Origin of the sequence: Ahrensia marina, assembly GCF_042140245.1 — a bacterium.
In the GTDB taxonomy this organism is placed as follows: Bacteria; Pseudomonadota; Alphaproteobacteria; order Rhizobiales; family MH13; genus MH13.
Map to the genome: position 1 here is coordinate 2,641,273 of NZ_CP159483.1, position 22,616 is coordinate 2,663,888.

General features: G+C 56.5%; 21 protein-coding genes. 10 read left to right on the top strand and 11 right to left on the bottom strand.

Features of this window, described 5'->3' with window-relative positions; translation table 11 throughout:
- Positions 1–7 precede the first annotated feature (7 nt).
- The 6 genes from ABWH92_RS12895 (at position 8) to ABWH92_RS12920 (ending at position 6,204) form a co-directional block, all read left to right on the top strand.
- Positions 8–670 (top strand): FHA domain-containing protein, encoded by a 663-nt coding sequence (locus ABWH92_RS12895; RefSeq protein ID WP_375568975.1) that lies wholly within the window; start codon positions 8–10, stop codon positions 668–670.
- Positions 671–755: 85 nt separating this feature from the next.
- Positions 756–1,787, top strand: coding sequence for a PP2C family protein-serine/threonine phosphatase (locus ABWH92_RS12900; protein WP_375568977.1), 1,032 nt, complete (start codon positions 756–758; stop codon positions 1,785–1,787).
- 128 nt (positions 1,788–1,915) lie between these two features.
- On the top strand, positions 1,916–2,791 hold the full coding sequence (locus tag ABWH92_RS12905; RefSeq protein ID WP_375568979.1) for a hypothetical protein: 876 nt from the start codon (positions 1,916–1,918) through the stop codon (positions 2,789–2,791).
- A gap of 2 nt (positions 2,792–2,793) precedes the next feature.
- Positions 2,794–4,791 (top strand): FHA domain-containing protein, encoded by a 1,998-nt coding sequence (locus ABWH92_RS12910; protein ID WP_375568981.1) that lies wholly within the window; start codon positions 2,794–2,796, stop codon positions 4,789–4,791.
- Between the two features lie 12 nt (positions 4,792–4,803).
- Positions 4,804–5,262, top strand: a complete 459-nt coding sequence (locus ABWH92_RS12915; protein WP_375568983.1) for a hypothetical protein — start codon at positions 4,804–4,806, stop codon at positions 5,260–5,262.
- A gap of 3 nt (positions 5,263–5,265) precedes the next feature.
- Complete coding sequence (locus ABWH92_RS12920) at positions 5,266–6,204, top strand: TSUP family transporter (protein ID WP_375568985.1); 939 nt, start codon at positions 5,266–5,268, stop codon at positions 6,202–6,204.
- A 25-nt stretch (positions 6,205–6,229) separates the two neighbouring features.
- Here the strand turns inward: ABWH92_RS12920 and ABWH92_RS12925 are convergent, their stop codons facing one another.
- From ABWH92_RS12925 to ABWH92_RS12950, 6 genes are all read right to left on the bottom strand, one after another.
- Positions 6,230–7,945: a serine/threonine protein kinase gene (locus ABWH92_RS12925; RefSeq protein ID WP_375568986.1), complete on the bottom strand. Its 1,716-nt coding sequence runs from the start codon at positions 7,943–7,945 to the stop codon at positions 6,230–6,232.
- A gap of 114 nt (positions 7,946–8,059) precedes the next feature.
- Complete coding sequence (locus ABWH92_RS12930) at positions 8,060–9,589, bottom strand: hypothetical protein (RefSeq protein WP_375568988.1); 1,530 nt, start codon at positions 9,587–9,589, stop codon at positions 8,060–8,062.
- Positions 9,586–10,632: a hypothetical protein gene (locus ABWH92_RS12935; RefSeq protein WP_375568990.1), complete on the bottom strand. Its 1,047-nt coding sequence runs from the start codon at positions 10,630–10,632 to the stop codon at positions 9,586–9,588. The genes ABWH92_RS12930 and ABWH92_RS12935 overlap by 4 nt, the downstream gene beginning before the upstream one ends.
- Positions 10,633–10,683: 51 nt before the next feature.
- Positions 10,684–11,532, bottom strand: coding sequence for a hypothetical protein (locus ABWH92_RS12940; protein ID WP_375568992.1), 849 nt, complete (start codon positions 11,530–11,532; stop codon positions 10,684–10,686).
- A 165-nt stretch (positions 11,533–11,697) separates the two neighbouring features.
- Positions 11,698–12,465: an anti-sigma factor family protein gene (locus ABWH92_RS12945; RefSeq protein ID WP_375568993.1), complete on the bottom strand. Its 768-nt coding sequence runs from the start codon at positions 12,463–12,465 to the stop codon at positions 11,698–11,700.
- A gap of 34 nt (positions 12,466–12,499) precedes the next feature.
- On the bottom strand, positions 12,500–12,994 hold the full coding sequence (locus tag ABWH92_RS12950) for an RNA polymerase sigma factor (protein ID WP_375568995.1): 495 nt from the start codon (positions 12,992–12,994) through the stop codon (positions 12,500–12,502).
- Positions 12,995–13,145: 151 nt separating this feature from the next.
- On the opposite strand from ABWH92_RS12950, the gene ABWH92_RS12955 reads away from it, so the two are divergent.
- Complete coding sequence (locus tag ABWH92_RS12955) at positions 13,146–14,585, top strand: S8 family serine peptidase (protein ID WP_375568996.1); 1,440 nt, start codon at positions 13,146–13,148, stop codon at positions 14,583–14,585.
- A gap of 18 nt (positions 14,586–14,603) precedes the next feature.
- Here ABWH92_RS12955 and ABWH92_RS12960 read toward each other — a convergent pair whose 3' ends face one another.
- The 5 genes from ABWH92_RS12960 to ABWH92_RS12980 form a co-directional block, all read right to left on the bottom strand.
- The gene (locus ABWH92_RS12960) at positions 14,604–15,653 is read right to left on the bottom strand and encodes an L-idonate 5-dehydrogenase (protein WP_375568998.1); all 1,050 of its coding nucleotides are present in this window, start codon (positions 15,651–15,653) and stop codon (positions 14,604–14,606) included.
- A gap of 5 nt (positions 15,654–15,658) precedes the next feature.
- The gene (locus tag ABWH92_RS12965; protein ID WP_375569000.1) at positions 15,659–16,936 is read right to left on the bottom strand and encodes a TRAP transporter large permease; all 1,278 of its coding nucleotides are present in this window, start codon (positions 16,934–16,936) and stop codon (positions 15,659–15,661) included.
- 4 nt (positions 16,937–16,940) lie between these two features.
- Positions 16,941–17,435, bottom strand: a complete 495-nt coding sequence (locus tag ABWH92_RS12970) for a TRAP transporter small permease (RefSeq protein ID WP_375569002.1) — start codon at positions 17,433–17,435, stop codon at positions 16,941–16,943.
- 80 nt (positions 17,436–17,515) lie between these two features.
- The gene (locus tag ABWH92_RS12975) at positions 17,516–18,493 is read right to left on the bottom strand and encodes a TRAP transporter substrate-binding protein (RefSeq protein WP_375569004.1); all 978 of its coding nucleotides are present in this window, start codon (positions 18,491–18,493) and stop codon (positions 17,516–17,518) included.
- A gap of 41 nt (positions 18,494–18,534) precedes the next feature.
- Complete coding sequence (locus ABWH92_RS12980; protein ID WP_375569006.1) at positions 18,535–19,227, bottom strand: GntR family transcriptional regulator; 693 nt, start codon at positions 19,225–19,227, stop codon at positions 18,535–18,537.
- Between the two features lie 364 nt (positions 19,228–19,591).
- Here ABWH92_RS12980 and ABWH92_RS12985 point away from each other — a divergent pair, with 364 nt between their 5' ends.
- From ABWH92_RS12985 to ABWH92_RS12995, 3 genes are all read left to right on the top strand, one after another.
- Positions 19,592–20,731 (top strand): LacI family DNA-binding transcriptional regulator, encoded by a 1,140-nt coding sequence (locus ABWH92_RS12985; protein ID WP_375569008.1) that lies wholly within the window; start codon positions 19,592–19,594, stop codon positions 20,729–20,731.
- Between the two features lie 3 nt (positions 20,732–20,734).
- On the top strand, positions 20,735–21,745 hold the full coding sequence (locus tag ABWH92_RS12990) for an ABC transporter substrate-binding protein (RefSeq protein ID WP_375569010.1): 1,011 nt from the start codon (positions 20,735–20,737) through the stop codon (positions 21,743–21,745).
- A gap of 66 nt (positions 21,746–21,811) precedes the next feature.
- Complete coding sequence (locus tag ABWH92_RS12995; RefSeq protein ID WP_375569012.1) at positions 21,812–22,615, top strand: ABC transporter permease; 804 nt, start codon at positions 21,812–21,814, stop codon at positions 22,613–22,615.
- The last annotated feature ends 1 nt before the right edge of the window (position 22,616 follow it).

Consider the following 22,616-nt stretch of genomic DNA (forward strand, 5'->3'; position numbering starts at 1 on the left):
TGACCAGATGACTAAAAAACCAATCTTCGTTTCGTCTGATTCAGGAAGTGATGGTGCAAGCGAGACGATTAAAGACGCTGCAGCGCCGACCCGCCTTTACCGCGATCCTGCTGAAGCCCCAGCGTCTGAATCGCATTCGACGGCGCCGAACCCAACACGAATTCTGGGTGAAAGGCCTGCTGTAACAGAGCCGGACTCTCCAGAAAGCGTTACCCGGCTGGTTGATGACCAGCAGACGGCCTTTGAAGCTGATGTCACTCGGTTGGTTTCTGATGAGCAGGATCCGGCGGAATCCGCCACGCGCTCGCCAGCACGTCTTTCAAGCACCCCCGTTGTCGGCTGGTTGATTGTTGTTGAGGGGCCCGGTCGTGGAACAAGTGTTCCTTTTGGCGCTGGGATGAACTCTATCGGTCGCCGGCCTGACAATGGTGTCGTTCTTGATTTTGGAGATGAGGACATCACCGAGAGCGCCCATGCGTTCATCGTATATGACGAGGAAAACAAGGCATTTCACGTTACCCATGCCGGTAAACAAAGTGTCGTTCGACTGAACGACCAACCTCTTTTGGAAGCCAAACCAATCGACGATGGTGCGCTTTTGCGCCTTGGCCAAACGACAGTGCGCTTTTGTGCCTTGTGCGGTCCAGACTTCGACTGGTCTGACAGCTGAGTTTGCCGTCTTGACAGCTGATCCAGCCGATTACGACGTTGCCAGTGCAATCTGGAAAGGGATGCGACCCTACCAAGAAGACAGCTTGTCGACTGATTTTCATGCCGGTTCATCGCAGGGGTTTGCCATCATTGCTGATGGCATGGGCGGGCATGCGGCTGGTGACGTTGCATCCAATCTGGCAGCCGTCCAAAGCGCCGGGCATTTGAAAGTTGCAATGCAGGAGATCGCAGGGCGAGAAGATCGCCTTCCTGGCGAGATGCGCATTGCAATCGATAAAGCCAATGCAACCATCGCTGAGCGGGTTGGTCAGGACAGCCGTGTTGCTGGCATGGGCACGACGTTGTTGGCCGTGGCGATTGTTGGCGATCATCTCTATTGGGGATCTGTCGGCGATAGCCCGCTTTATCTGGTGCGGGACGCGGCGCTTCGCCAACTCAACCAAGACCATTCTATGGCCCCTGTTATTGCGGCGATGGTGGAGCGGGGCGAGATCACCTCTACACAAGCCAAGCAGCATCCTGATCGCAACGCCCTAACATCGGTGCTGATGGGCGAGAAGATTGAAAAATCTGATGTGCCCGATGCACCCATGGCGTTGCAGCCCGGCGACGTTTTGATCGCAGCCAGCGATGGTCTGCAATTCTTGGACGAAGCAAAGATACTTGATTGCGTGGTCAAAGCGCGCCCGGGATCCAGCACCACTATTTGCAACGCCTTGATGCAATCGCTGAAAGACCTGGAGGATCCGCATCAGGACAATTCGGCCATTGTTGTGATCCAGCGACACGAAGCTGAGCAGACATCGAAGCCGGAAGTGAAAGAGCGGTTGATGGAGGATGGAGGCGATAATGATCGACCTCAAACCCGCATCCTTTCCGCTGATGACGAAGTTGAGACAGGCAATGCCGATCAATCGGCGTTGAAAGGCCAGCCTCCGTTGGTGGCTTCCACGGCCACGGGGCGTGAAGGCAACGCACACTCTGCCGGTGAAGGTGGGGCGATAGGAACCAACGAACGAGCCGGGCAAGGGGCTTCAAAGTCTGGTTATTGGAGTGTTGCCCTGCTGGTGGCCTTGGCTGCCGGTTTGGCAGCCGTTTGGTTTTTGCGGCAATGAAGGTCGGTAAGCACCAGTTCATTAAACGTGCTGAGTTGGCTTACCAAAGGCGATGGTGGGCTTGGCTTTGCCGGCGCAATTGGCTTAGGTAACGTCGACGCATCGGCCAATCTGCTTGGGGGAGAAGAATGGGCAAAGCGCAGCTTTCGGTCTGGCAGTCCGCGTCTGGGGCGGTGCTGCTGTCTGCCCTGGAGGTGCGTCTGCCCGTTGTATTGGGTCGCCACGGACCGAATGATGCGGGCCGTTTGACCGACGCCGATGGCAAGGAAGTCCTGTTTGGTTCGGACCTTGCCACCCTTTCGCGCCACCATATGGATATCACCGTCTCCGATACCGGCGGTGCCACCGTGATTGATCGATCAAGCAACGGTGTTCAGCGCAAAATGCCCGGCGAGCCAAATACAATGCTGGGTAAGGATGGTGAGGACCACCTGCCGATCGGTAGTCAACGGCAATATGAGACCGTGGGCCTGGTCATCGAAATCAATTTGCCGCATGCCTCGCGCCCGCTTGAAGCGGGATCCACAGGCCAAAAAATCTATGCCGTCTACGACAGTGCCAGTGCCGGTCGTCCCAAGGCCATTGACTTGACGGATGGCTATCTCTGCCTTGTGCGCGATGCCAACTCGGTGCGCATGGAGCGTCAGATAGGGCCATCGGCCGGTGATGTTTTACAGTCGGTGAAAGACGCCCGGCAGGTGTGCTTGGCCGTTGTTGGCCGCGATGATGACGGGCGAACCGTCGTTTTGCCCGGTCAAAACCGAAGCGTTGTTTGCAATCGACGGGCACTCCCAGAACATGAGCCGTTTGCCTTGGCGCATATGGACACGTTGGAGATCGGCGGAATGGATCTGCGCATTATGGAGGAGGGCGGTGAGCAACCGATTGTCTGTGTCAATCCAGATTGCCGTCAGATGAACGCTTATGAGGTCGGCGGAAACTGCCGATATTGCGGCACCCGGCTGGGCGATGGCCGCACGCAGAAGCTGCCACTTGGGACTTAAGCATGCTCAATTATCCCATTACTTTTCAAGTTCAAAAGGTCTCCGATCTTGGCAATCCAGTGGGCGAGGCCCGGACGCTGAAGTGTGAGAGCTCTGGCGAGTTTTCTGTCGGTAAGTCAAAGAGTTGCGACGTTCAGCTGGAAGGCGAATCCGTATCTCGCCAGCACATGTTTCTCGTCTTAAGTGATGATGATGTCCGGGTTCGCGATGACGACAGCACCAACGGTACCTTTCTGAACGGGACCCGTGTTGCCGATGCTGAGGTGGTTCCCGGCGATCAGATCGAGTTGCCTGGATGGCACATCGTTCTGATGGGCGCAGAGGCTGTTCCAGCCCAGACGGCAACCAGATCGGATGCGGTTGTTCTCAGTCGCCTCATCACCGGCGACTCTGGCGATGTTGCTGTGCCCCCCCCGATCAATCCCTCCACTGAACTGTTTGGCGCAAAGAGCGAGGTCAGTCTGGAAGACCTCACCAACAGTGGCTACCCGCTGACCGAGGTGAAGTTCTGTGCAGTTGGCGGTGGACTTGGCTCGTTTGTGTGGGTCGATCATCTGCGCTGCTACGGCGTTCCTGCCGATGCCATTGCCGTGGTCGGCACCGAGAGCAAGTGCTACGAAACCTACAAGAGATACTGCAAGAACAGCCAGATCCCAGACCATGAGAGATTACGTTCTAATTCGCTCTCTCGACCGGACAACATTTGGGGGTTCCCAGGATACGCTCTGCGTGAGGTTTTCAAAGGCCAGGCTTCTGGGCTGCGTGGTGTTTTTCAGGTCTTTGGCGAACCGACTTTGGCGCAAAGTTATACACCACGGGCAGGGGATGTCTTCGACTCTCTGGACCGCGAAGCTGAGCGTATTCACTGGGAAGCGATGTTTCGGCAGGGGCAGGTTCGGCGGTTGCGCAAAACCGATGATGGTCGTTACTGCATTGCCTACCAACCGCGAGGCTCGGAGGGTGGAGCAGACCAGCCTAAGCTGGCACTGATCGTCGCCGATGTCGTTCATCTGTCCACTGGATATCCAGCGACCCGTTTTGTTGATGACTTCCAATCCTTTGTTGCCAGCCATCCCGACAAACGTTCGCTTGTTGCCAACGCCTATGAACCCCACGACCATATCTACAACGCGATTGAAAAACACGATGAGCCGATTTTTGTCGTGGTACGTGGACGAGGCATTGTGGCCAGCCGTATCTTGCAACGGCTGAGTGAAGCGCGCGCTAAGAACCCACAGATCAGGATCATCCAGTCGATGCGCAGTCCGTTGGGCGCGCGGGATGGGGCATCATACGGTCGCGCCAAGCGGCCCGTGATCAACAATGTTGAAATTCAACCTTTCAACTGGCCGAAAGCTGCTTGGGGCGGCGACCTCAGATTCGAGTATGAAAACGCCGATGATGAACGCCGCGGCGAAATCCTTTCAACGCTCGGTGGCACGTCTACAGCGTTGCGCTCTGACTGGGTGGCTATCGCCGAACGCGGGTCCGAAGAGGATTGGTATCGGGTGGTGTTTGGCTCAATCAAGGAGTTGACGCCTGCTGATGATACGGATGATCGCATTCGCGTTTTGATCGAGACTCCGGAAAAGCACCGCGAGGAGCTGTTCGCTCACTATCTGATCGATTGCACTGGCTTGATTGCTGATATTCGTCGCTCACCTTTCATGGCCGACCTTCTGGATGTTTACGATCTGCCCCGGAACCATGCTTATGCGATCAAGGATGGTGTGTCGCAAAAACGCGGGCCAACTGGACTGCAAGTCAGCAATGATTTTGAGATCAACGGTCTGAAAAACGGGCCAGGCCGGGTGTACGCGGCTGGCACGATCACATCCGGTGGCCCCTATCTGGCCGTCGATAGTTTTCTCGGCCTGCAATACTCTGCGCTGCGCTCCGTCGATCATCTTGTGACCGACAAGACCCACAAGGTTCGAGATCTCGGCCCGCTACGCTCTCTTTCCCAATGGCTCAAATGGGCCGTTGGCAGTTCACCTTAAGGAGGCCCAGCGATGATACCGACGCTTTCAGGCCGTATCCAAACCCGTTTGTTTTTGTTTGTTTTTCTTGGACTGCCGATCACCGCGCTCTTTGCCTATTCCCATGCCGGGTGGTCATGGGACTGGAGCCAGGCGCAAATTTTCTTTCTGTTTCTGCTCACTTTGCTTGGTGTCGGGCTGGTTCTCGACCCGGTCTACATTTTCATTCAGTCGGTCCGCTGGGACCGGGATTGGCCCTTTGCGTTCCAGTTCTTCTTTTCGATTGTTGAGTTTGGCATTGTTGTCGGGCTTATGCTCAACAACTGGCTGCCTTGGTTGCCTATGGGCGGTGGCAAAGGGGCCATCGAGCTGCAGACCGTAACGCTGCACTTTCTCAGCGTGTTCATCCCATCTTTTCTCGCGCTTCTTGGTCCTTTGTCAGTATTTTTTATTCGTTGGCGGTTTAAGGCCGGCCAGTTTGGAAAGCTCTAGGCCTTGGCGCGACTGGTCAAAACCTGGATACCGATCCATCTGGCTGTCTTGGTGGCGGCCTATATCCTCTTGTTTTGGCAGTCCTCGCTGACACTAGAGGTGTTGCTTGGCCTTTGGTTCTTCGTGCCCGTTGGTGTGCTTGGAGCGATCATTGCCAACGCGACTGGCACAGGTGGTGGCGTTGTGTTTGTGCCGGTGTTCGCCGCCCTGCAGGATGGTGGCATTATGGTGCCAGGCGCGCTGCTGGGCCTGTTGCCGCAGAATGCCAATGAAGGCGTTGCCGTCTCTTTCACCATTCAGTGTTTTGGCATGTCGATTGGCGCGCTCACCTGGGCGCATGCTATTTTTGTCAAAGACAGCCTGAAGTGGGATGAGAAAATCGCTCCGCACTCGTTGTTGACGCTAACCGCGACGCCGTTAGCCACGGGCATACCGGCGCTTCTTTTGACCCAAGCTTTTGTCGAGGTTGATGGCGATCAGCTCATTGTTTGGTTTAAGTTTTTTTCGCTCGCGCTTGGTGTAATTCTGCTCATCTTCACGTGGGTTCAGCGCCATCAGTCAGCGCTCGAACGTAAGCTGACGGTTGGGCCGGGTGAACTTTGGGTGTTGCTTGTGCTTGGCGCTCTAGGTGGTGCGGTCACAGCGCTGTTCTCCGTTGGTATCGGAGAGTTTTTGGCGATCTATCTTATCCTGCGTCGATTCCCAACTAAGGTGGCGATCGCTGTTGCCGTTTGGGTTTCGGTCGTTTGTGTTTTCACCGGTTTTTGGGACAATTACTTTGCCGGTTTGATCAGATTGGAAATCGCACTTATTGCGGTTCCGGGTGCTATATTGGGCGGCTTCTTGGCCAAGGGCATAGCATCGCTGCTTGGTTCCCTTTGGCTCAAAACAGCCGCTTCAATCTGGATCATCGCCTCAAGCGTCTATCTGCTTGTGACGTGAATAGCTGAAGCGACCTCCCGCTCGCTTAAACCCCTTCAACCTGCAGTGTTGCATCGCAAGACTCCGCTTGCTCAAACGTGCCGACCCAGACATCGAGCCGTCCGCCTTCGGTCCCGTTGAAGGCTTCGGTGTTGGGGACCATCAGGCGAGGCTGAAGTCGCCCGTTGGAATCATCATCAAAGTACCAAATGGTGGTTGGTGTATTGACGAGCAGGGTGGTGTCGCAGTTCGCGGTCACCGAGAACTGCAACCAACCAGTGTCTGATGCAATATCGGACAGAAGAATGGAGAGGTTCGCAGCCTGCTCCACATAGCCGCGTCCTGTCGTGTTGGGACAGTCGCGTAAAGAGGCGCTACCGCCTGCTGTGAGCTGATAGGTCGATCTGTTGGATTGCAGGAAGCTGCCTGTCAGCCGAACGGTCCGACCAGAACGCGCATCGAAGTCAGGGCACCCGGCAGGGATTGCGACACCTGACGATCCAGCAGAAGCGAGGTCAGCCAAGGCTTGATCACGCTGCTGTTGGGCAGCGGAAAGATCGGTCCGTGCCGTTTCAAGTTGTTGTTGGAGCGTCGTAACAGACTGACTTAGTTGGCTAACTTCGCCGTTCGCCGTATCAAGTTCGTTTTGAAGAGCAGATGCGTCTTCTGCGCTCATGCCACCGCCCAGTAGAGCGATAACAACACCGGCTGCAACGGCGATGCTGCCGCCACCGACCAAAGCGCCGCGAAGAAAGCCTCCTGACCCGCTCGAACCACTCGCAGGGGCGGCTGATGGTGCTTGCTGCGCAAGACTTGGGGGCAATGCCTTTGTGGCGGCTGCATTGAGCTTGTCCAACCAGGCCTTTGCCGATTGAGGTCGCTCTTTTTGTGAGATCGCCATGGAGCGATCAATAAGCGCAAGAAGCGTCTGATCGTGATCAGGGAACCGCCCTGACATAGCCTCGTAAGGGTCAGGTTCTGCCGTGGCGACACGCTGAATGCGCACGTCAGCAGCGGGCGGAGCCTCGCCGGCAATAGCGTGGTAAAGGGTTGCGGCAAGCGAGTAGAGATCACTGGCTGGGCTCTGCTCTGCCCCGGTGGTGTAAAACTCGCTGGGAGAGTAGCCATCGGACACGACTCGGAATGTGCCCATTTTGCGCGTTTCAGCACGAGTTTGCTGACGCGCCGCGCCGAAATCGATCAAGATCGGTCTGTCAAAACGGTCAATACGAATGTTGGACGGTTTGATGTCGCGATGAAGCAGCCCGCTTTCGTGCAAATAGGTCAGCGCATCCAACAGGCTGCGCGCCAACGCCAGCACGACGGTTGGAGTCAGGCTTTTGGCATCAGCATTGATGACAGCCTGCAAGTCCTGACCATGGATAAAATCCATGGCCATGTAAGCGGTGCCGTTTTCTTCAAACAGGGTTTGAACATGCACAACATTGGGATGCGATAGGCCGGCAAGAAGGCGAGCCTCGCGAAGGAAAAGGTTGCGTGCGGTGCTGAACGATGCCGCCGTCGACTCGCTGGCTGCGCTGACCGCTCGGCTCGATGACCGGGCCACTAGGCCGAGTGGGAAACACTCTTTCAGGGCGACATCGCGGTCGAGATTGTCTTTGGCCAGATAGGTGATGCCAAACCCACCAGCAGCAATGTTGCTGATGATCTTGTATTGTCCGCCATTCAGTTCAGCCCCCACCGGCAATTCGCCAGGTGGACCATCCGGCAAGGGACGCGTCAGTTGATCGTCGTCTGCCATTGACCTTTGATATCCATGCTCCGCCCCAAACGCTGGGAAGTATGAACAGACAAGGGTGGCATTGTAAATCCTGGCGCATTAATCCGGCTAATGACCCTACCTCATCAGGGTCGGTCAATGGCCGGGATTGGCCGGTGCTCGCGCGGCGCCCGCGGGAACACGCGCTGTGATCAGCGTTGCACGCAGCCGTTTGAGCGAGGACAGGATCTGTGGATTGTCGTTTCCGTGGCGAAGCAGAAGCAGTCCTGGTCGTAGGACAGCTGCGCGAAGCGCGGCAAGTTCGATCCGTTCTGACGGAGAGCAATCCGATGCGCCTTCTAAGAGCCGGCGGTCTAAGCCTCCAAGTGTTTGCAGTATCGGGGTTAGCCCGACTTTTTCGAGGCGTTGTAGCATCTGCTCATCAGACGGGCGCTGGCGCAAACCAAGGGCTAAGGCTCGCCTCAAGCTACCCTTCAGAACCAAGGGGCTGTCATCGATGATGGCCACACGCCGCCCCAAGCTTTCAACGTTGATATCCCAAACATCTCTATCGCTTAATAGGATCTGACCTTCTGGCAAGCTGCACAAGCCGGTTAATAAGGGTGCGATGTGGTCAAGAAGCTTTGGTGTGAGAGCTACATGATCACCCGGCTGTATGATGATTTGCTCTTGTCCGGGTAGGTTAAGCTCAAGTGACAGCGGCCCCTTCGGAAGGGCGCTTTTGGACACGTCTGGCAAGATCGTGGGTCGTTCCAGCAAGGCTTGGAGTTTTTGGTGGGCGGCTTGAAAAGCCGCGGCTTTGTCAGTCAACGCCATGAGGTTACGAAGTGGCGTGATCGTCAGAGCCAGAGCAGCTAAAGCGCCGGCGATGGTGCCCGTACCTAGATTTTGATTGGCGCCGATCGCAAGAAACAGGGCTGCTGCAAGTCCAGCGGACATGTCTGGTATGGCTTTTAGAGCTTCAGCGATGCTGCGTCGTCGAACGGCCAGGCCCGCTAACCTGTCAGCTTGGTTGGATAGCTTGGTGGCTTCGCGTGCTTGCCTTTGAGCAGCTTTGAGCTGTGGTGCAAGCGGCATGCGTTCTGCCATGTCAGCAGCAATTCTGGCGCGTTGAGCCCGTTGGTTTTCGTGTGCCTTGAGCAGAGGGCCACGTGTGAACAAGACTGCCAGCAGCACCAACCCGATAATGCCAAGACTGATCCCGCCAAAAGGCCGATGAAGAAGGAACAAAATGGCCACCGAACACGGTAAAACAACCATCGACTGCACCAATCGCGGTAGGCCGAGGCCGGGCCATTGTTTAAGCGCGGTGAGATCGCCGATAAATCGCATGAACACATAGCCGCGCCGTCGCCGATCAATGTCAGGCTGCGCGCTGGCGCTTGCATGGGCAAACAAGGCTAGTCGGACAGATTTTGCGTAGCGCTCACCAATGGCATCAGCCAACACACGAAAACACACTTGCATCATGGCGACCAATGCCGCCGAGGCAGCAAGCGCAATCAACGTATTTCGTGCAATACTCTCATCGCTACTGAGTGCTCCAAAAGCCGATCGGGTTGCCAGTGCCGTGCCAGCAAATCCGATAGCTTGCAGAAGGCTGGCTCCGACAAGGGCAGTAAAAAGCCACCCTCGTCGGTCGCCCAAAAGGCGTGGAGGTGTCATGCCGCCGTCGATAATTTGGTGCTTGCCAAGGTCGCCAACCGGTTGGCTTCTGCCGGATCAAGCAGATTTTGACGGGTGAGTACGTCGATCCCGGTGTTCTGCTTTGCTTCAGCTGTCGCCATCGGCGAACATGACACCATGCCTGTTAGTGCAAGCGGCCGGATATGGTTGCGTGCGAGGGCAAGAACACCGCCAGAGGCGGCCAGTGGGTCGCCACAGGCGAAGAGAGTTCCAGTCAGCATGGCTCGGAACTTTGGATCGGCTAGGAGAGCTGCCGTTTCGCGCTGAAAAAGACCGTCAGCGATCTCAAGAACGGCGATATCACACCCTTGGGATTGGGCCTCGGCCACAAGGTCGGTGATGGCACGCATCACGCGTTTGTGGCTTTCTAAATAGGTCGTGACCATGCCCGCGTCTGTGAAATCGGCAACCATGCTTGCGCCGGTATCAACATAATCGTTGAAGTCGCCGAAAGCGCCTGTGCCGGTGCCTTTGAGAGCGGCAACCTTCCACCCAGCTTTGGTGAGGCCATGGCTCAGCGCCACAGCGGCCGTTGTTTTGCCGGAGTTCATCGCGGCGCCAAACACACCTATGATTGGAATATCAGGAGAGAATGCGGAGCCAATGGCTGGCAAGGCATGATCTTCTGTGCTGATCACTTTGCCGGTTGCATCAAGAATGCGGCCGAGTGGTTGCACGCGTGTTGGTTCTTTGCGCCGGGTGTTGCGGTGAATCATGCGACCCAGGCAACCACCGCCGGCCAGCATATCGCAGCCTTTCGGATCGATTTCGGCCAAACCCTCGAACTGATCGGGCGCGTAGCGTGCGCCGCAGGGCATGGCTACCAAATCGCCAGGGTAGAGCGTTGCCGGGCGACCGGTTGGCAGTTGAATTCGGGCGTGTTGTCCAATGGATATCACGCGACCGAGGATCATATCGCCAGGTTTTGCTGAGGCGACGTCCTTATCGAGGCCATGGGCGAGTGCGGGGTCAATGCGACGCGAGGAAAAGCACCATTTGGCGTTTGGAAAAGAGGGTTTCATGGTCAAGTCTCCTTGGTGAATAGAAATGTGGGGAGGGGGTGATAAGGCCACTTAGCGGCAGACGAGTTGGGTCATGCCTGCGGCAGCACACTGAGAGAAACTGTGCACGCATCCTGGTAGTTCGCTGAGAACAACATCGGGCGTGATCCCGGCGTCATGGGCGGCACGCGTTAAGCTTTCAGCGTAGTTGCGGGCGCGTTCGCGGCGGGTCTTGCCTTGGAAGAGATCGAGGTGCTCGCACTGGCGGAGCGCTGGATCGCGTGTCTCATCCTTGTCGCCGACATAGATTCTGAAACGCAGCTTCAAAAACGTGTCGAGTTGAACGCGTGCGAGTGATGCAATCTGCTGAAGGCGTGCCGTCTTTCGCGTTGATCTAACTGATCCTGGTCTTTTGCTGGTCGGGAGGCCAAGGCCCATCGGGAAGGTTTGGGCAGTGTTTGGCACGCAGTACCAACCGGCTGCTGCCACATGGAGCGTGTTGATCCGGTTTGGGTAAAGCATTGCGAACCGGTGGGCCAATTGTGCACCACCTGAGTAGCCAAACAGATCGAATGTACCGGTTTTGACAAAGCCAAGGCTCTGAACGGTTGACATCAGTTCCAGCAGTGCCTTGTCGGCGCGTACACGGCCGATCTGCTGGTAATGCGGCCAGTGTTTCCGGCTGAACCGTGGAACAATCAGGACCTGTCCGCGCACCAGGCAAGTGGGAGCAAAACTTGCCGAGATGGCTGCTGCGTTACGCGAGACACCATGCAGCGCCAACAGTGGCGGACAGGAAGGATCGATGTTTGCTGGGACATGGATGCTGGCCGTGAGTGCTTTGTTTTTTAGCCGCAGGTTCAGCGATTGGCATATCGGCTGGCGATCAATAGTACTCGCAGTGAGGGGTTCAATGAGCATCTGCAACGTCCTTTTTCATGTCGGTTGCAGGGGAAACGGATGGGGTTCGATTTTATTCCCCGGGATGCGCATTTTTTTATGAACAGGGCCTCGAACGTATTGCGGCGGCACCTTGGAATGAGGTGCCGCCGCGGGAGCAAAAGACTTGGTAAAAAAAAGCCGAGGCTAGAGGCTACCCAATGCGTCTGCTTCGGCGTCTAGGCTCAGCGGTTCTCCTGCTTCTATGGCGGTGAGATATCCATCCAGGGCATCCAAAGAGGAAGCGGGGGCATAGCCGCCATCGTTCTGGCCAGCAGCGACGGCAAAACGCAGCGACCAAGATCCTTCTTGATGGCAGGCAACCGAAACCAGTGTCTGGCCCGAGGCTTGGTCCAACTCGAATTCGCGGCAGAGTGTGCCACCACCATCTTGGAAACTTGCAATGGGTTTTAAGCTGCTGCCGTCTGCAAGTGCGATCTCTTCGCCCGATGGGATGGTGGCAAGAGCCGTTGCCAAGCCAGGTGTATCAAGGCCTGTTACGGCAACCTGTCGCGTCTCGTTGTTGCCTGGCCAGGGTAGGAGCGGTCCAAGAGACAGGCCAACCAGCAAAGCGATGCTAGCGGCAAGCGGCAGCTGCCACCGCGACGCGGTGCGCATTTGGGCGGCTGGGGTAGGGAAGGCCACCACAGATGCCTCCGGCGTATTGCTTTCTCTAGCTTGAGCATTGTGCTTGTCGGCAAGAGTTTTGACTGATGCCAGAAGCTCAGCAGAAACTGGGTCCGGTTCGCCGAGATCATCGGCCAGCTTCTGTCGGGATAGATCAAACAAAGCCACACGATCAGCGATGACCGGGTCGCTCTGTATTGCAGCCTCAACGGCTGCCATGGTTTCAGCGTCCAATTCATCATCGGCATAGGCCATCAAAGTCTCATCAGAGAAGGGCGGACGTGTCATAGCAGGTCTCCTCGTTGCTCTGATAACGCGCGGCTCATGATTTTATTCCCAGTTGTTTTGCAAGCGCCACTCGCCCGCGCGCCAGCCGGCTCATGATGGTGCCTTTTGGAACATCCAGCGTATCGGCGGCTTCTGCATAGGAAAGACCCTCAACACATACCAAAAGCAACACAGCCCGCTGGTCATCGGGCAGGTTTGTTAAAGCCTCCTCGGTCTGATTGAGGCTGATCTTGGATTCCACGACATCACGCCCGTCAATGCTGATGAGCTCGGGGTTATCGACGACGTCGATCTGCGACCCTTGGGTTTTTTGCCGACGTGTCATGTCGATCCAGGCGTTTCGCAGGATGCGAAAGAGCCAGGCATCAAGGCGTGTTGCTGGATCATAGCTGTCCCGCGACTTGAAAGCCCGTTCTGCAGTGATCTGAACCAGATCGTCGGCGAGATCCCCGCGCTTGCAGAGCGATAGCGCAAACCGGCGTAGAACAGGTAGGCTTGCGATCAGATCGTCGCTGAACGTTTCACTCACAGATTTGCCTGTATGCGTGCGCCGTGAGGTACTTCACTGGCCAAGAGGAATAAAAGTGTCTGTCATACGTTTGCCTTGAACCTCATCTGTGGGCAAGAGCATGGCGCATGGATGGACAAGATCCTTTGCATGCTGACAACGGGTGTTTCCGATGGCTCTTCTTCTCAACCATATTGCTGCTTTGCTTTTGATCGCGGGCCTTGTTCTATCGCCGACCTGGAGCCCATGGGTCGATCATCTTGATGGCACCGCTATGGCGGACGACGATGATGACGACGATGACGGTGATGATGATGACGACGATGACGATAGCAGCGGAGGTGGCGGTTCCGGCTCGGGCTCCTCGTCCAGCTCTGGATCGGGTTCCAGGTCCGGCTCACCTTCGTCTGGATCATCAGGTTTGCGTGAATTCTTCGCGCCGCTCTTGCCCCGCCAGGTCCAGCCACAAAGGCCGGCACGTCAGACACCTGCTGCGGTTGTCCTTCCAGACAACGCACCTGACGAGATCATCACGGTTGGCCTATCGGACGAGGACCTCTCCGTTCTGCTTGATGAAGGCTATGAGTTGATTTCAGAACGTGTTCTGCCGAGCTTTGGTTTGGTTAGTCGGCGGCTGGGTGTTCCAAGCGGTTCCACTCTGGAACAGGCGCGTTTGCGTGTTCGCGCGCTTCCAACCGGGCAGGGCGCTGATTTCAATCACTACTACCGCAGCAATCAAGGTCCCGAGGACTTCACGTGTGATGGCCTGCACTGCGATACGTGGCACATGGTCTCTTGGAAGCCATCGGGCAGTTGCGGTGCAGGCATCCGCCTTGGGATGATCGACACACGGGTCAACGACGAACACCAAACGTTCGCGACGGCCGCACTTCACGTTGAGCGTTTGGCTGATGAGGCTTTGGATCGCTCTCGCGCCGTGCACGGCACGGCTGTCGCAGCGCTTCTGGTGGGCGATGGCAACAGCCGCTCACCAGGTTTGCTCCCCGATGCGGAGTTGGTCGCAGTCGACGTGTTTTCGCGCGAAGGTGGTGATGAACGGGCTGATGTTGAGGGGCTTGTCATTGGGCTGGACTATCTTGCTGGCCAAGATGTACCTGTCATCAATCTCAGCCTTGCTGGTCCGGCGAACACTGTTCTGGAAGAGTTGGTTCAACGCTTGACCAACCAACGCGGTACGGTTCTGGTCGCTGCGGTTGGCAATGCTGGCCCACGCTCAGAACCGCTCTATCCAGCGGCCTATGAAGCTGTGATCGCGGTGACCGCTGTGACACTGGATGGACGCGTGTATCGCAGGGCAGTGCAGGGGGCTCACATCGACTTGGCCGCGCCCGGCGTGGATGTTTGGTCAGCTGCCTCTGTAAGCGGCGCACGCTGGCATACAGGAACATCCTTCGCTGCGCCGTTTGTTACCGCAGCCGTTGCGGCTCTTCTGCACGGCCAGCCCGATTTGGCATCTGCTGATGTTCTAAGCATCTTAGCTGGGAGCGCAGAAGATCTTGGGGAGCCTGGTCGGGACCCGATGTTTGGTCACGGTTTGGTGTCGATGCCCTTGGATTGCAGCACCGAAGTCAATTCATCAGATAGGCCGTAGCCCCGAGGGTTCGAGAGCCTAGCTATCCATGTCCAGTTGGACTTTGAGGGCTTTGGAGCGATCAAGCGCAACCCTGAAGGCCTCTTGCGCATCGCGCATCGGAAAGGTGTGGGTTAGAAGCGGCTCCACATCGACACTGCGTTGATCGATCAGGGCGACGGCATCTGCGAACTCTGGATGGAACCGATGCGTTCCTCTGAAAGTGATTTCTTTGCCGACAACCGCGTTGATCGGTATGGGCAGGCTGCCAGCAACGCCGACCTGGACAATCGTGCCACGAGGACGCACGCACTCAATTGCCATCGCGATGGCTTCAGGTGCGGCTGAACATTCCAACACAACATCGAAGCCCTTAGGGGGCGTTTTGAACCTGTCCATCCGGGAGGGGCTTGTGGCCACATTCACTGTCGCGCTCGCCCCCATTCTGGCAGCGGTCTCAAGTGTGAAGTCCGAGATGTCTGTTGCCACGATCATTTGCGCACCTTGATGCGCAGCAACCGCTATGCAGAGCGCACCGATTGGGCCTGCGCCCGTGACCAAGACGCGTTGGCCATGCAGATCACTGGCTTGCCGTGCGGCGTGGAGACACACCGCCAACGGTTCCGCGCAGGCAGCGCTCGCCAGGCTGGTTGTCTCACTGATTGTAACGCACTGCTTGGCAGGAATGGTGAGGTGGGTTCGAAAGCCGCCTTGAACGTGGGGCATTGTGCGAGCTGAGCCCAAAAACCGCATCGACATGCAATGCTGGAATTCCTCGCGCTTGCAGAAGTGGCAAGAAAGGCAAGGCTGGCTAGGGTTCACAGTGACACGGTCGCCAGCTTTGATGGTGCCGCTAGGGTCGTCCACCCACTCAACACTTCCGGCAATCTCATGGCCGAGAATGATAGGTTCTTTCACACGAACAGGGCCAAATCCGCCATGTAAATAGTAATGTAGATCCGATCCACAGATGCCACCGCGGGCTATCCTCACAATCGCCATGCCTGCGGTCGGTTGATCAAGTGGCAGCTCTTCAACGCGCAGATCATCCTGACCGTGCAGGCGACAGACTGTCATGGTGTCAGGCATGGTCCTCACGGCAGCAACACCGAGGGCAACCACGTGGCGAGTGGGGGGAAGTAGCAGACCAGCAGCAAAATGAAGATGTTGGTGGCGATGTAAGGCAAGATCGCAATGATGACTGGGCTGAGCGGTAGTTTTGCGATCCCGGCGCAAACGAACAGACACACACCAAGGGGCGGTGTGGTGAGGCCAATCATCAGGTTGAGCACGGCAAAGGTTGCAAAGTGCAGCGGGTCAATGCCGACCGATGTTGCCAGCGTTAACAAAGGCACAAACAGGATGATCAACGCCGCGATCGTTTCCATAAACATGCCAACGATCAGCAACAGGACAGTGATGATCAGGATGATAACAAAGCGGTTGTCGGTGAATGAGAGCACCGCGTCAGCGATGGTTTGTGGAATACGCTCAGACACCAAGATCCAGCCAAACACATTGGCAAAGCCCACCAGTACTAGGATGCCTGCAGCAGACACTGCGCTGTCGACAAGAATTTTGGGAACCTCTTTGAGCGGCAGTTCGCGATAGACAAACAACCCGACGACCAGCGCATAAACACTGGCGACGATGGCCGTTTCGGTGGGCGTTGCGATGCCGCTCAACAGGCCATAGAGGATGAGGCCAGTCATCGCCAAAGCCCAAAACGCACCAGCAAACGAGCGCGCGATTTCACCGCCGCCTTTCCATTCTTGCCGGGGAAAGTTCCGCCTTCGCGCGATGATGTAGGTGGTCACCATCATCGCCAGTCCCATCAGGATGCCTGGAATGGCGCCAGCCAAAAACATCTTGCCGACCGAAATGCTGGAAAGCGCACCGACAATGATCATTGGCACGCTGGGTGGTATGATCGGCCCGACGGTTGATGAAGCAGCCGTGACGGCGGCTGAAAAGTCAGCTGGATAGCCGGCTTTCTTCATGCCCGGGATCATGACGCCACCAATGGACGCAGCATCGGCCACAGCTGTGCCCGTGATGCCGCCAAACAGCATGGATGCGCCGACATTGGTGAGTCCAAGCCCGCCACGTATCCAGCCGACAAGCGCGTTGGCAAACCGAATGATGCGCTCAGTGATCCCGCCACGGTTCATCAGATTGCCTGCCAGAATGAATCCTGGAATGCTGAGCAGGACGAACACATCCATACCAGCATACATTTTTTGGGGCATCACCACCGCCGGTATGTCCATGACCAGCAGATAGGCGAGTGAACTTAGGCCCAGCGTGATGGCGATTGGAATGCCAACAACCAAGCCAAAAACAAAAAACCCAACAAGAACTAGCAAGCCCATGGTGTTATCCGTCCAGTCGGTTTTGCGGATGGCCGTCGCTGCCAAACCAAATCATGGTCACCAGACGCAGGGTGGCAAAAACCAACAAACCAACGAGTAGGGCGAAGACGGAAAAGTGAATGATGTTCATGCGCACACCAAGAGCAGGCGATGTTTGCAAAGCGCCAATCGAAACGTAGCGCCAGGCTGCTGGAATGAGGATGGCCGAGAGTAACGCGGTGGCAGCCGCTGAAAACAAGCGAAGGCGCCAAGGCCATGCGCCCGGCAGAGCTTCGCAGACGATATCAACATTGACCATATCGCCGGAGCGCAATGCTAGGCCGGCGCCAAAAGCAACGGTGAACAGCATCGCAAAGCGGGTCAGCTCTTCGGTCCAGACTGGTGAGGAGCCAAAGGTTCGGCCTAGAACCTGCGTGAGAACGGCACCGATCAGTATGGCAAACGACACGCCGACGCCGATCTTGGCAATCAAAACAACAGCTTTTTCAATGCGCTGCATGCAGGATGCTTTCGATGAGAAGCAAGGAGGCCGTCAAGCACTCGGCTCGACAGCCTCCCCGGGGAGAAACCAGCAGATTGCTAGTTTGAGAACAAGTCTTCCACGATCGGACGGATCTCGTCGCTCACATTGGCTAGAACCGCATCGCGAGCCGCTGCTTGGAAGGCAGCGCCATCGACTTCAACGAACTCCATGCCGTTTGCTTCAAGATGTGCGCGGTCTTCTGCCAGGCTCTCCAGCAACAAACCACGCTCATACTCTTGCGCTGCCGCTGCTGCTTGCATCACTGCAGCCTGGTCGTCTTCCGATAGGCCCTGCCAGGTCGACTCAGCGATTGTCAGGTAAATCCAAGAGCGAACGTGCTCAGTCTGATTCACATAGTTCTGCACTTCATTGAAGTTGGCCGAGCGGATAAGCGCCAGTGGGTTTTCTTGACCATCGATCACGCCGCTCTGCAGCGAGGTGAAAACCTCAGAAAAGGCCATCGGTGTTGGTGAGGCCCCCAGGGCGCTCCAAACATCGACGAAGAGCGGCACATTAGGAACGCGCATGCGCATGCCATCCAGATCATCAGGCGAGGCAATGGGACGCTGTGATGTCAGGTTGCGCGGGCCACGAGCGAAGTAAGCGATGGGTCGAACCTGCGCACGCTCGATGATTTGCGCTTCGATATCATCACCGATGTCGCCTGATGCGACTTCGTCCATGTGCTCAAGCGACCGGTATGCATATGGCACAGCCAGCAAGGCGGCCATTGGTGCCCAGTTCTGCAAGCTCTCGCCGGTGATTGTCATATCGACCGTGCCAAGCTGCATGCCGTTGATGAGATCGATCTCTTTGCCGAGCGACTCGTTGGGGAAGACCTCGACGGCGATCCGTCCATCCGTCAGCTCCGACAGTTCTTCACCAAAGCGCACGGCGGCCAGGTGCCAGGCATTTTGCTCATTGGCAAGATGGCCGAGCTGCAACGTTACCTCTTGTGCAAACGCCGCTGTGGATGCCACCGCCGAGATGCATGTTGCAGCAGCAAGTGCTGTCAGTGTTTTGAAATTTTTCATTGTTTCCTCCGGTTTTTGGTTTTGTGTTTTCTCGCCGCCGATCAATCAAAGTACTGAGGATACAAGGATTGAATCTTTGGTAGCGATTTCAGGATTTCTTGAAGGTGGGTGCGCATGGCTGTTTCGGCCGAGGCAACGCTGGCGCTCTCGATCGCATCTACGATTGCCCTGTGCTGGCGCACGAGTGTGGAAACAGGAAATTCCTCGTACGAAATGAAACGCACGCGATCCATTTGCGACTTGATGGCGTCAAGATAGTTCCACGACTGGGCGACGCCAGCAGCACTGGCCAGTGTGCGATGGAACAGCTCGTCCAGTTCGATGAAACGTTTGGAGTTTGCGTCCTCAAGCTCACTTTGTCGGGTGAGTTGTGCACGCAACTCGCGCACCAACGCAGCGTCGGGCTGCGCGGCTATCTTGGCAACGATGTCGGCTTCAACCGCCTCGCGCACGAAGCGTCCGTTGAGAACTGCCTCATAGTTGATGCGCTTGACGAATGTGCCACGTTGCGGGCGGATTTCGAGCAGGCCCTCGTCAGCCAATGTGATGAAAGCTTCACGCACAGGTTGCCGACTGACATTGTATTGTTTGGCAAGTTCCGGTTCTGACAGACGGCTCATTGGTTTGAGGTCATTGCGGATGATCCGACTTCTTAAAATCAAACGCAGTTGAGGGCTGACCGCCTGAAGAGGGTCGAGGCGCCAAGCGTTGAGATCATCCAGGACCAGGGTCATATGGTTCCTCCTGGCAAAAATGCTATTTCCATACTTCCATACATGTCAACACATTGAGGTCGTTTTCGATATTTACCAGCAAAAAGAGCGGTTTAGGGCGAGGGATTCCTTTTTTCTGGGTCAATGATTGGTGTTGTTGAAGCAGAATGACGGCAGGAAACCTGAACCTTGGACGCGTGCCTGCCGCTTTTGTTTCTGGGTGTGCCGAACCCGGCGCCCACCCTAGACGGACAGGTCTTGAGGTCGTCCTCGCGTGTGCTTGTTTGGCCAGATGACGGTTATCGAGCTGTTGGCGTTGGACCCAGCTCTTGGGAAACTGACATCAAACCGTCATGTGTGTTAGGCATTGTGGAATCGTTTCCATTTGCTGACTGCCGATACCCGAGCCGTGATTAAATCAACCAACACTTCCGACCGCGGACGCGCCTCCATCAAGGATGTTGCTGCTTTGGCAGGGTGTGGTATCGCGACCGTCAGTCGTGTGCTCAATGGGTCGGGACCGACCAGTGTAGCAACGCATGATCGGGTGCTCGCCGCGGCAGCTAGCCTTGACTTTCAACTTAGCGATATTGGCCGCTCACTTCGCACGCAACGAACGCGCACCATTGGGTGTGTGGTTCCATCGATCGCCAATCCCGTTTTCGCGCAGGCGCTCCAGGGGTTGCAACGCGCGGCCCGTGCTGCCGGTCATCAGCTGATCGTGAGTGGGTCAAACTATACTCTTGATCAGGAACTGGAAGCGGTTACCACGCTGTTGGGCAAGCAAGTTGATGGGTTGGTGCTAACCGTCAGTGACCCAGAGACCAGCCAAGCGCTTGACCTGGTACGCGAGCGTGGCTTGCCCCATGCGTTGATGTTCAACCATGCCCCGAGCCTTGCGCCTTGTGCGAGCGTCGACAATGCATCTGCCGCCAGATTGGTGGCTGACGCTTTCGTTGATCAAGGGCACCGCCTGCTGGGCTTCCTGGCCCTGCGATTTGGCTCATCAGACCGGTCCCGCCAGCGTTTTGAGGGTTTTGGCGCGCGCCTTCAGGAGCATGGTCTTGAAGCACCTGTTCTGCTGGAGGTTGATGACGAACCAGCCCATCTTGCCGATCATTTGCCCAGCCTTTTGGATGAGCATCGGTATTTGACCGGGATTTTTGCATCCAACGACATGTTGGCTCTGGCAGCTATGCAGGCGGCTCGCACCCTTAGCCTGCGCGTTCCCTATGACCTTTCGATTGTCGGTTTTGATGGCATCGCCATCGGCCAGATGGTCGAGCCGACTCTTGCAACCGTGCAAACTGATCCTGAAGCGATGGGGACCGCCGCCGCAGAGACGGTTTTGGCCGCCCTGCGCAATGAGCAGGTTTCATCAAGCTGTGATCAAACGCGGTTTCATTTTCGCCCCGGTGGCTCGCTTTCGCGCTGCCGGGACGATCAAACGGACAGTGGAGAGGTTGCCGCCTCTCCACTGCCTTCACCAACCCACCCTCGTGAACCATCACTCAAGAAAGATTGATCTATGAAACATATCTTGGCCGCCGCCATGGTGACAACAGCACTGTTGGCACCTGGACAAATAACCGCAACACAGGCCGCTGACGCGGTTTGTTATAATTGTCCCCCGCAATGGGCTGACTGGGCTTCAATGCTTGAAGCCATTGAAGCCAACCTTGGCATTACCATGCCACACGACAACAAGAACTCCGGTCAAACGCTAAGCCAGCTGTTGGCTGAGCGTGCGGCACCGGTTGCCGATGTTGCATACTATGGTGTGACAACGGGCATTCGTGCCGCCAATGAGGGCGTTGCCGAGCCTTATATGCCTGAAGGTTTCGATGAAATCCCTGAAGGTTTGCGCGCCGATGATGGCAGTTGGTTTGCCGTTCACGCAGGAACACTCGGCCTGTTCGTGAACGTCGATGCACTTGGCGGTGCTCCTGTGCCTGCGTGTTGGTCTGATCTTAATGACCCGCAATATCGCGGTATGGTCGGCTATCTTGACCCATCCAGCGCGTTTGTTGGTTATGCCGGTGCTGTTGCCATCAACATGGCCAATGGTGGTGATTTGGACAATTTCGATCCAGCGATCGAGTACTTCCAGACGCTGGGCGAAAACGACCCGATCGTGCCCAAGCAGACATCTTACGCACGTGTGGTGTCCGGCGAGATCCCCATTCTGTTTGATTATGACTTCAACGCTTACCGCGCCAAGTACGAGGAAGACGGCAACTTTGAGTTTGTCATTCCCTGTGAAGGCACGGTGACGGTGCCTTACGTCATGAGCCTTGTGGCAGATGGCCCGAACCCTGAGCTTGGTCGTCAGGTGCTCGACTTCATCATGTCGGACGAAGGTCAGGCGATCTGGACCAATGCCTATCTGCGTCCGGCCCGCCCGATTGAGCTGCCGGAGGAGGTCGCCTCCCGCTTCTTGCCGATGAGCGAGTATGAGCGTGCTGCTGCAGTCGATTACGCCGCTATGGAAGCAGCGCAATCAGCTTTTGGCGAACGCTATTTAGCTGAAGTCGAGTAACGTTTCAAAACACGCAATGCGGGGGCGCTTTCCACTGTGGTGGGCGCCCTTGCTGAAAGTCCGCTTATGCGCCGCTCTCTCTTCCCGCTTTTCTGTTTGCTGCCCATGGGCATTTTCGCGCTGGCTTTTCTGGCGCTGCCCTTGATGCGTCTTGTGCTTGCTTCCTCACAGGGAGAGGCGGGCTGGGCGATCTATTGGGATATCCTGCAAACTCCGCGTTACATGGAAACGCTTCTCAACACTGTGCTGGTATCGCTGGCCGTGACCATCGCGGCGCTGGCAGTCTCCACAACTGCCGGGTTGTTTCTGGTGCGCAACCACTTTCCTGGTCGCGGTGTTGTGCTCTCGATCTTGACCTTGCCGCTCGCCTTTCCAGGCGTTGTGATCGGATTTCTGATCATCTTGCTCGGTGGTCGGCAGGGGTTGGTGAACACGCTGACACCTGGTCATGTGGTGTTTGCCTATTCGATGATCGGCCTTTTCCTGGGCTATCTCTATTTTTCTATTCCGCGTGTGTTGCTGACTGTGATGGCGGCCAGCGAGAAACTGGACCCGGCGCTGGAAGAAGCGGCGCGATCGCTCGGCGCGGGGCCATTTCAGGTGGTTCGCGATGTGATTCTGCCGGGATTGATGCCAGCGCTTATTGCATCGGGTGCCATCGCGTTTGCCACAGCAATGGGCGCCTTTGGCACGGCATTCACGCTGGCGACCGATATCGATGTGTTGCCGATGGTCATCTACACGGAGTTCACGCTTTCGGCGAACATAGCCGGCGCTGCGGCCCTTTCGGTGCTCTTGGGTTTGGTGACATGGGCGCTGCTTTTGCTGGCGCGCTCATTGTCCGGCTCCACCGTTGCGGCAGGTGGTTAAA

Excerpts from the sequence above, each read along its gene's own strand:
- ABWH92_RS12940 (WP_375568992.1), bottom strand. The coding sequence starts at position 11,532 with ATGCTCATTGAACCCCTCACTGCGAGTACTATTGATCGCCAGCCGATA.
- ABWH92_RS12895 (WP_375568975.1), top strand. The coding sequence starts at position 8 with ATGACTAAAAAACCAATCTTCGTTTCGTCTGATTCAGGAAGTGATGGT.
- ABWH92_RS12965 (WP_375569000.1), bottom strand. The coding sequence starts at position 16,936 with ATGGGCTTGCTAGTTCTTGTTGGGTTTTTTGTTTTTGGCTTGGTTGTT.
- ABWH92_RS12980 (WP_375569006.1), bottom strand. The coding sequence starts at position 19,227 with ATGACCCTGGTCCTGGATGATCTCAACGCTTGGCGCCTCGACCCTCTT.
- ABWH92_RS12990 (WP_375569010.1), top strand. The coding sequence starts at position 20,735 with ATGAAACATATCTTGGCCGCCGCCATGGTGACAACAGCACTGTTGGCA.
- ABWH92_RS12960 (WP_375568998.1), bottom strand. The coding sequence starts at position 15,653 with ATGCCTGACACCATGACAGTCTGTCGCCTGCACGGTCAGGATGATCTG.
- ABWH92_RS12915 (WP_375568983.1), top strand. The coding sequence starts at position 4,804 with ATGATACCGACGCTTTCAGGCCGTATCCAAACCCGTTTGTTTTTGTTT.
- ABWH92_RS12905 (WP_375568979.1), top strand. The coding sequence starts at position 1,916 with ATGGGCAAAGCGCAGCTTTCGGTCTGGCAGTCCGCGTCTGGGGCGGTG.
- ABWH92_RS12925 (WP_375568986.1), bottom strand. The coding sequence starts at position 7,945 with ATGGCAGACGACGATCAACTGACGCGTCCCTTGCCGGATGGTCCACCT.
- ABWH92_RS12910 (WP_375568981.1), top strand. The coding sequence starts at position 2,794 with ATGCTCAATTATCCCATTACTTTTCAAGTTCAAAAGGTCTCCGATCTT.
- ABWH92_RS12995 (WP_375569012.1), top strand. The coding sequence starts at position 21,812 with ATGCGCCGCTCTCTCTTCCCGCTTTTCTGTTTGCTGCCCATGGGCATT.
- ABWH92_RS12975 (WP_375569004.1), bottom strand. The coding sequence starts at position 18,493 with ATGAAAAATTTCAAAACACTGACAGCACTTGCTGCTGCAACATGCATC.
- ABWH92_RS12955 (WP_375568996.1), top strand. The coding sequence starts at position 13,146 with ATGGCTCTTCTTCTCAACCATATTGCTGCTTTGCTTTTGATCGCGGGC.
- ABWH92_RS12930 (WP_375568988.1), bottom strand. The coding sequence starts at position 9,589 with ATGACACCTCCACGCCTTTTGGGCGACCGACGAGGGTGGCTTTTTACT.
- ABWH92_RS12970 (WP_375569002.1), bottom strand. The coding sequence starts at position 17,435 with ATGCAGCGCATTGAAAAAGCTGTTGTTTTGATTGCCAAGATCGGCGTC.
- ABWH92_RS12945 (WP_375568993.1), bottom strand. The coding sequence starts at position 12,465 with ATGACACGTCCGCCCTTCTCTGATGAGACTTTGATGGCCTATGCCGAT.
- ABWH92_RS12935 (WP_375568990.1), bottom strand. The coding sequence starts at position 10,632 with ATGAAACCCTCTTTTCCAAACGCCAAATGGTGCTTTTCCTCGCGTCGC.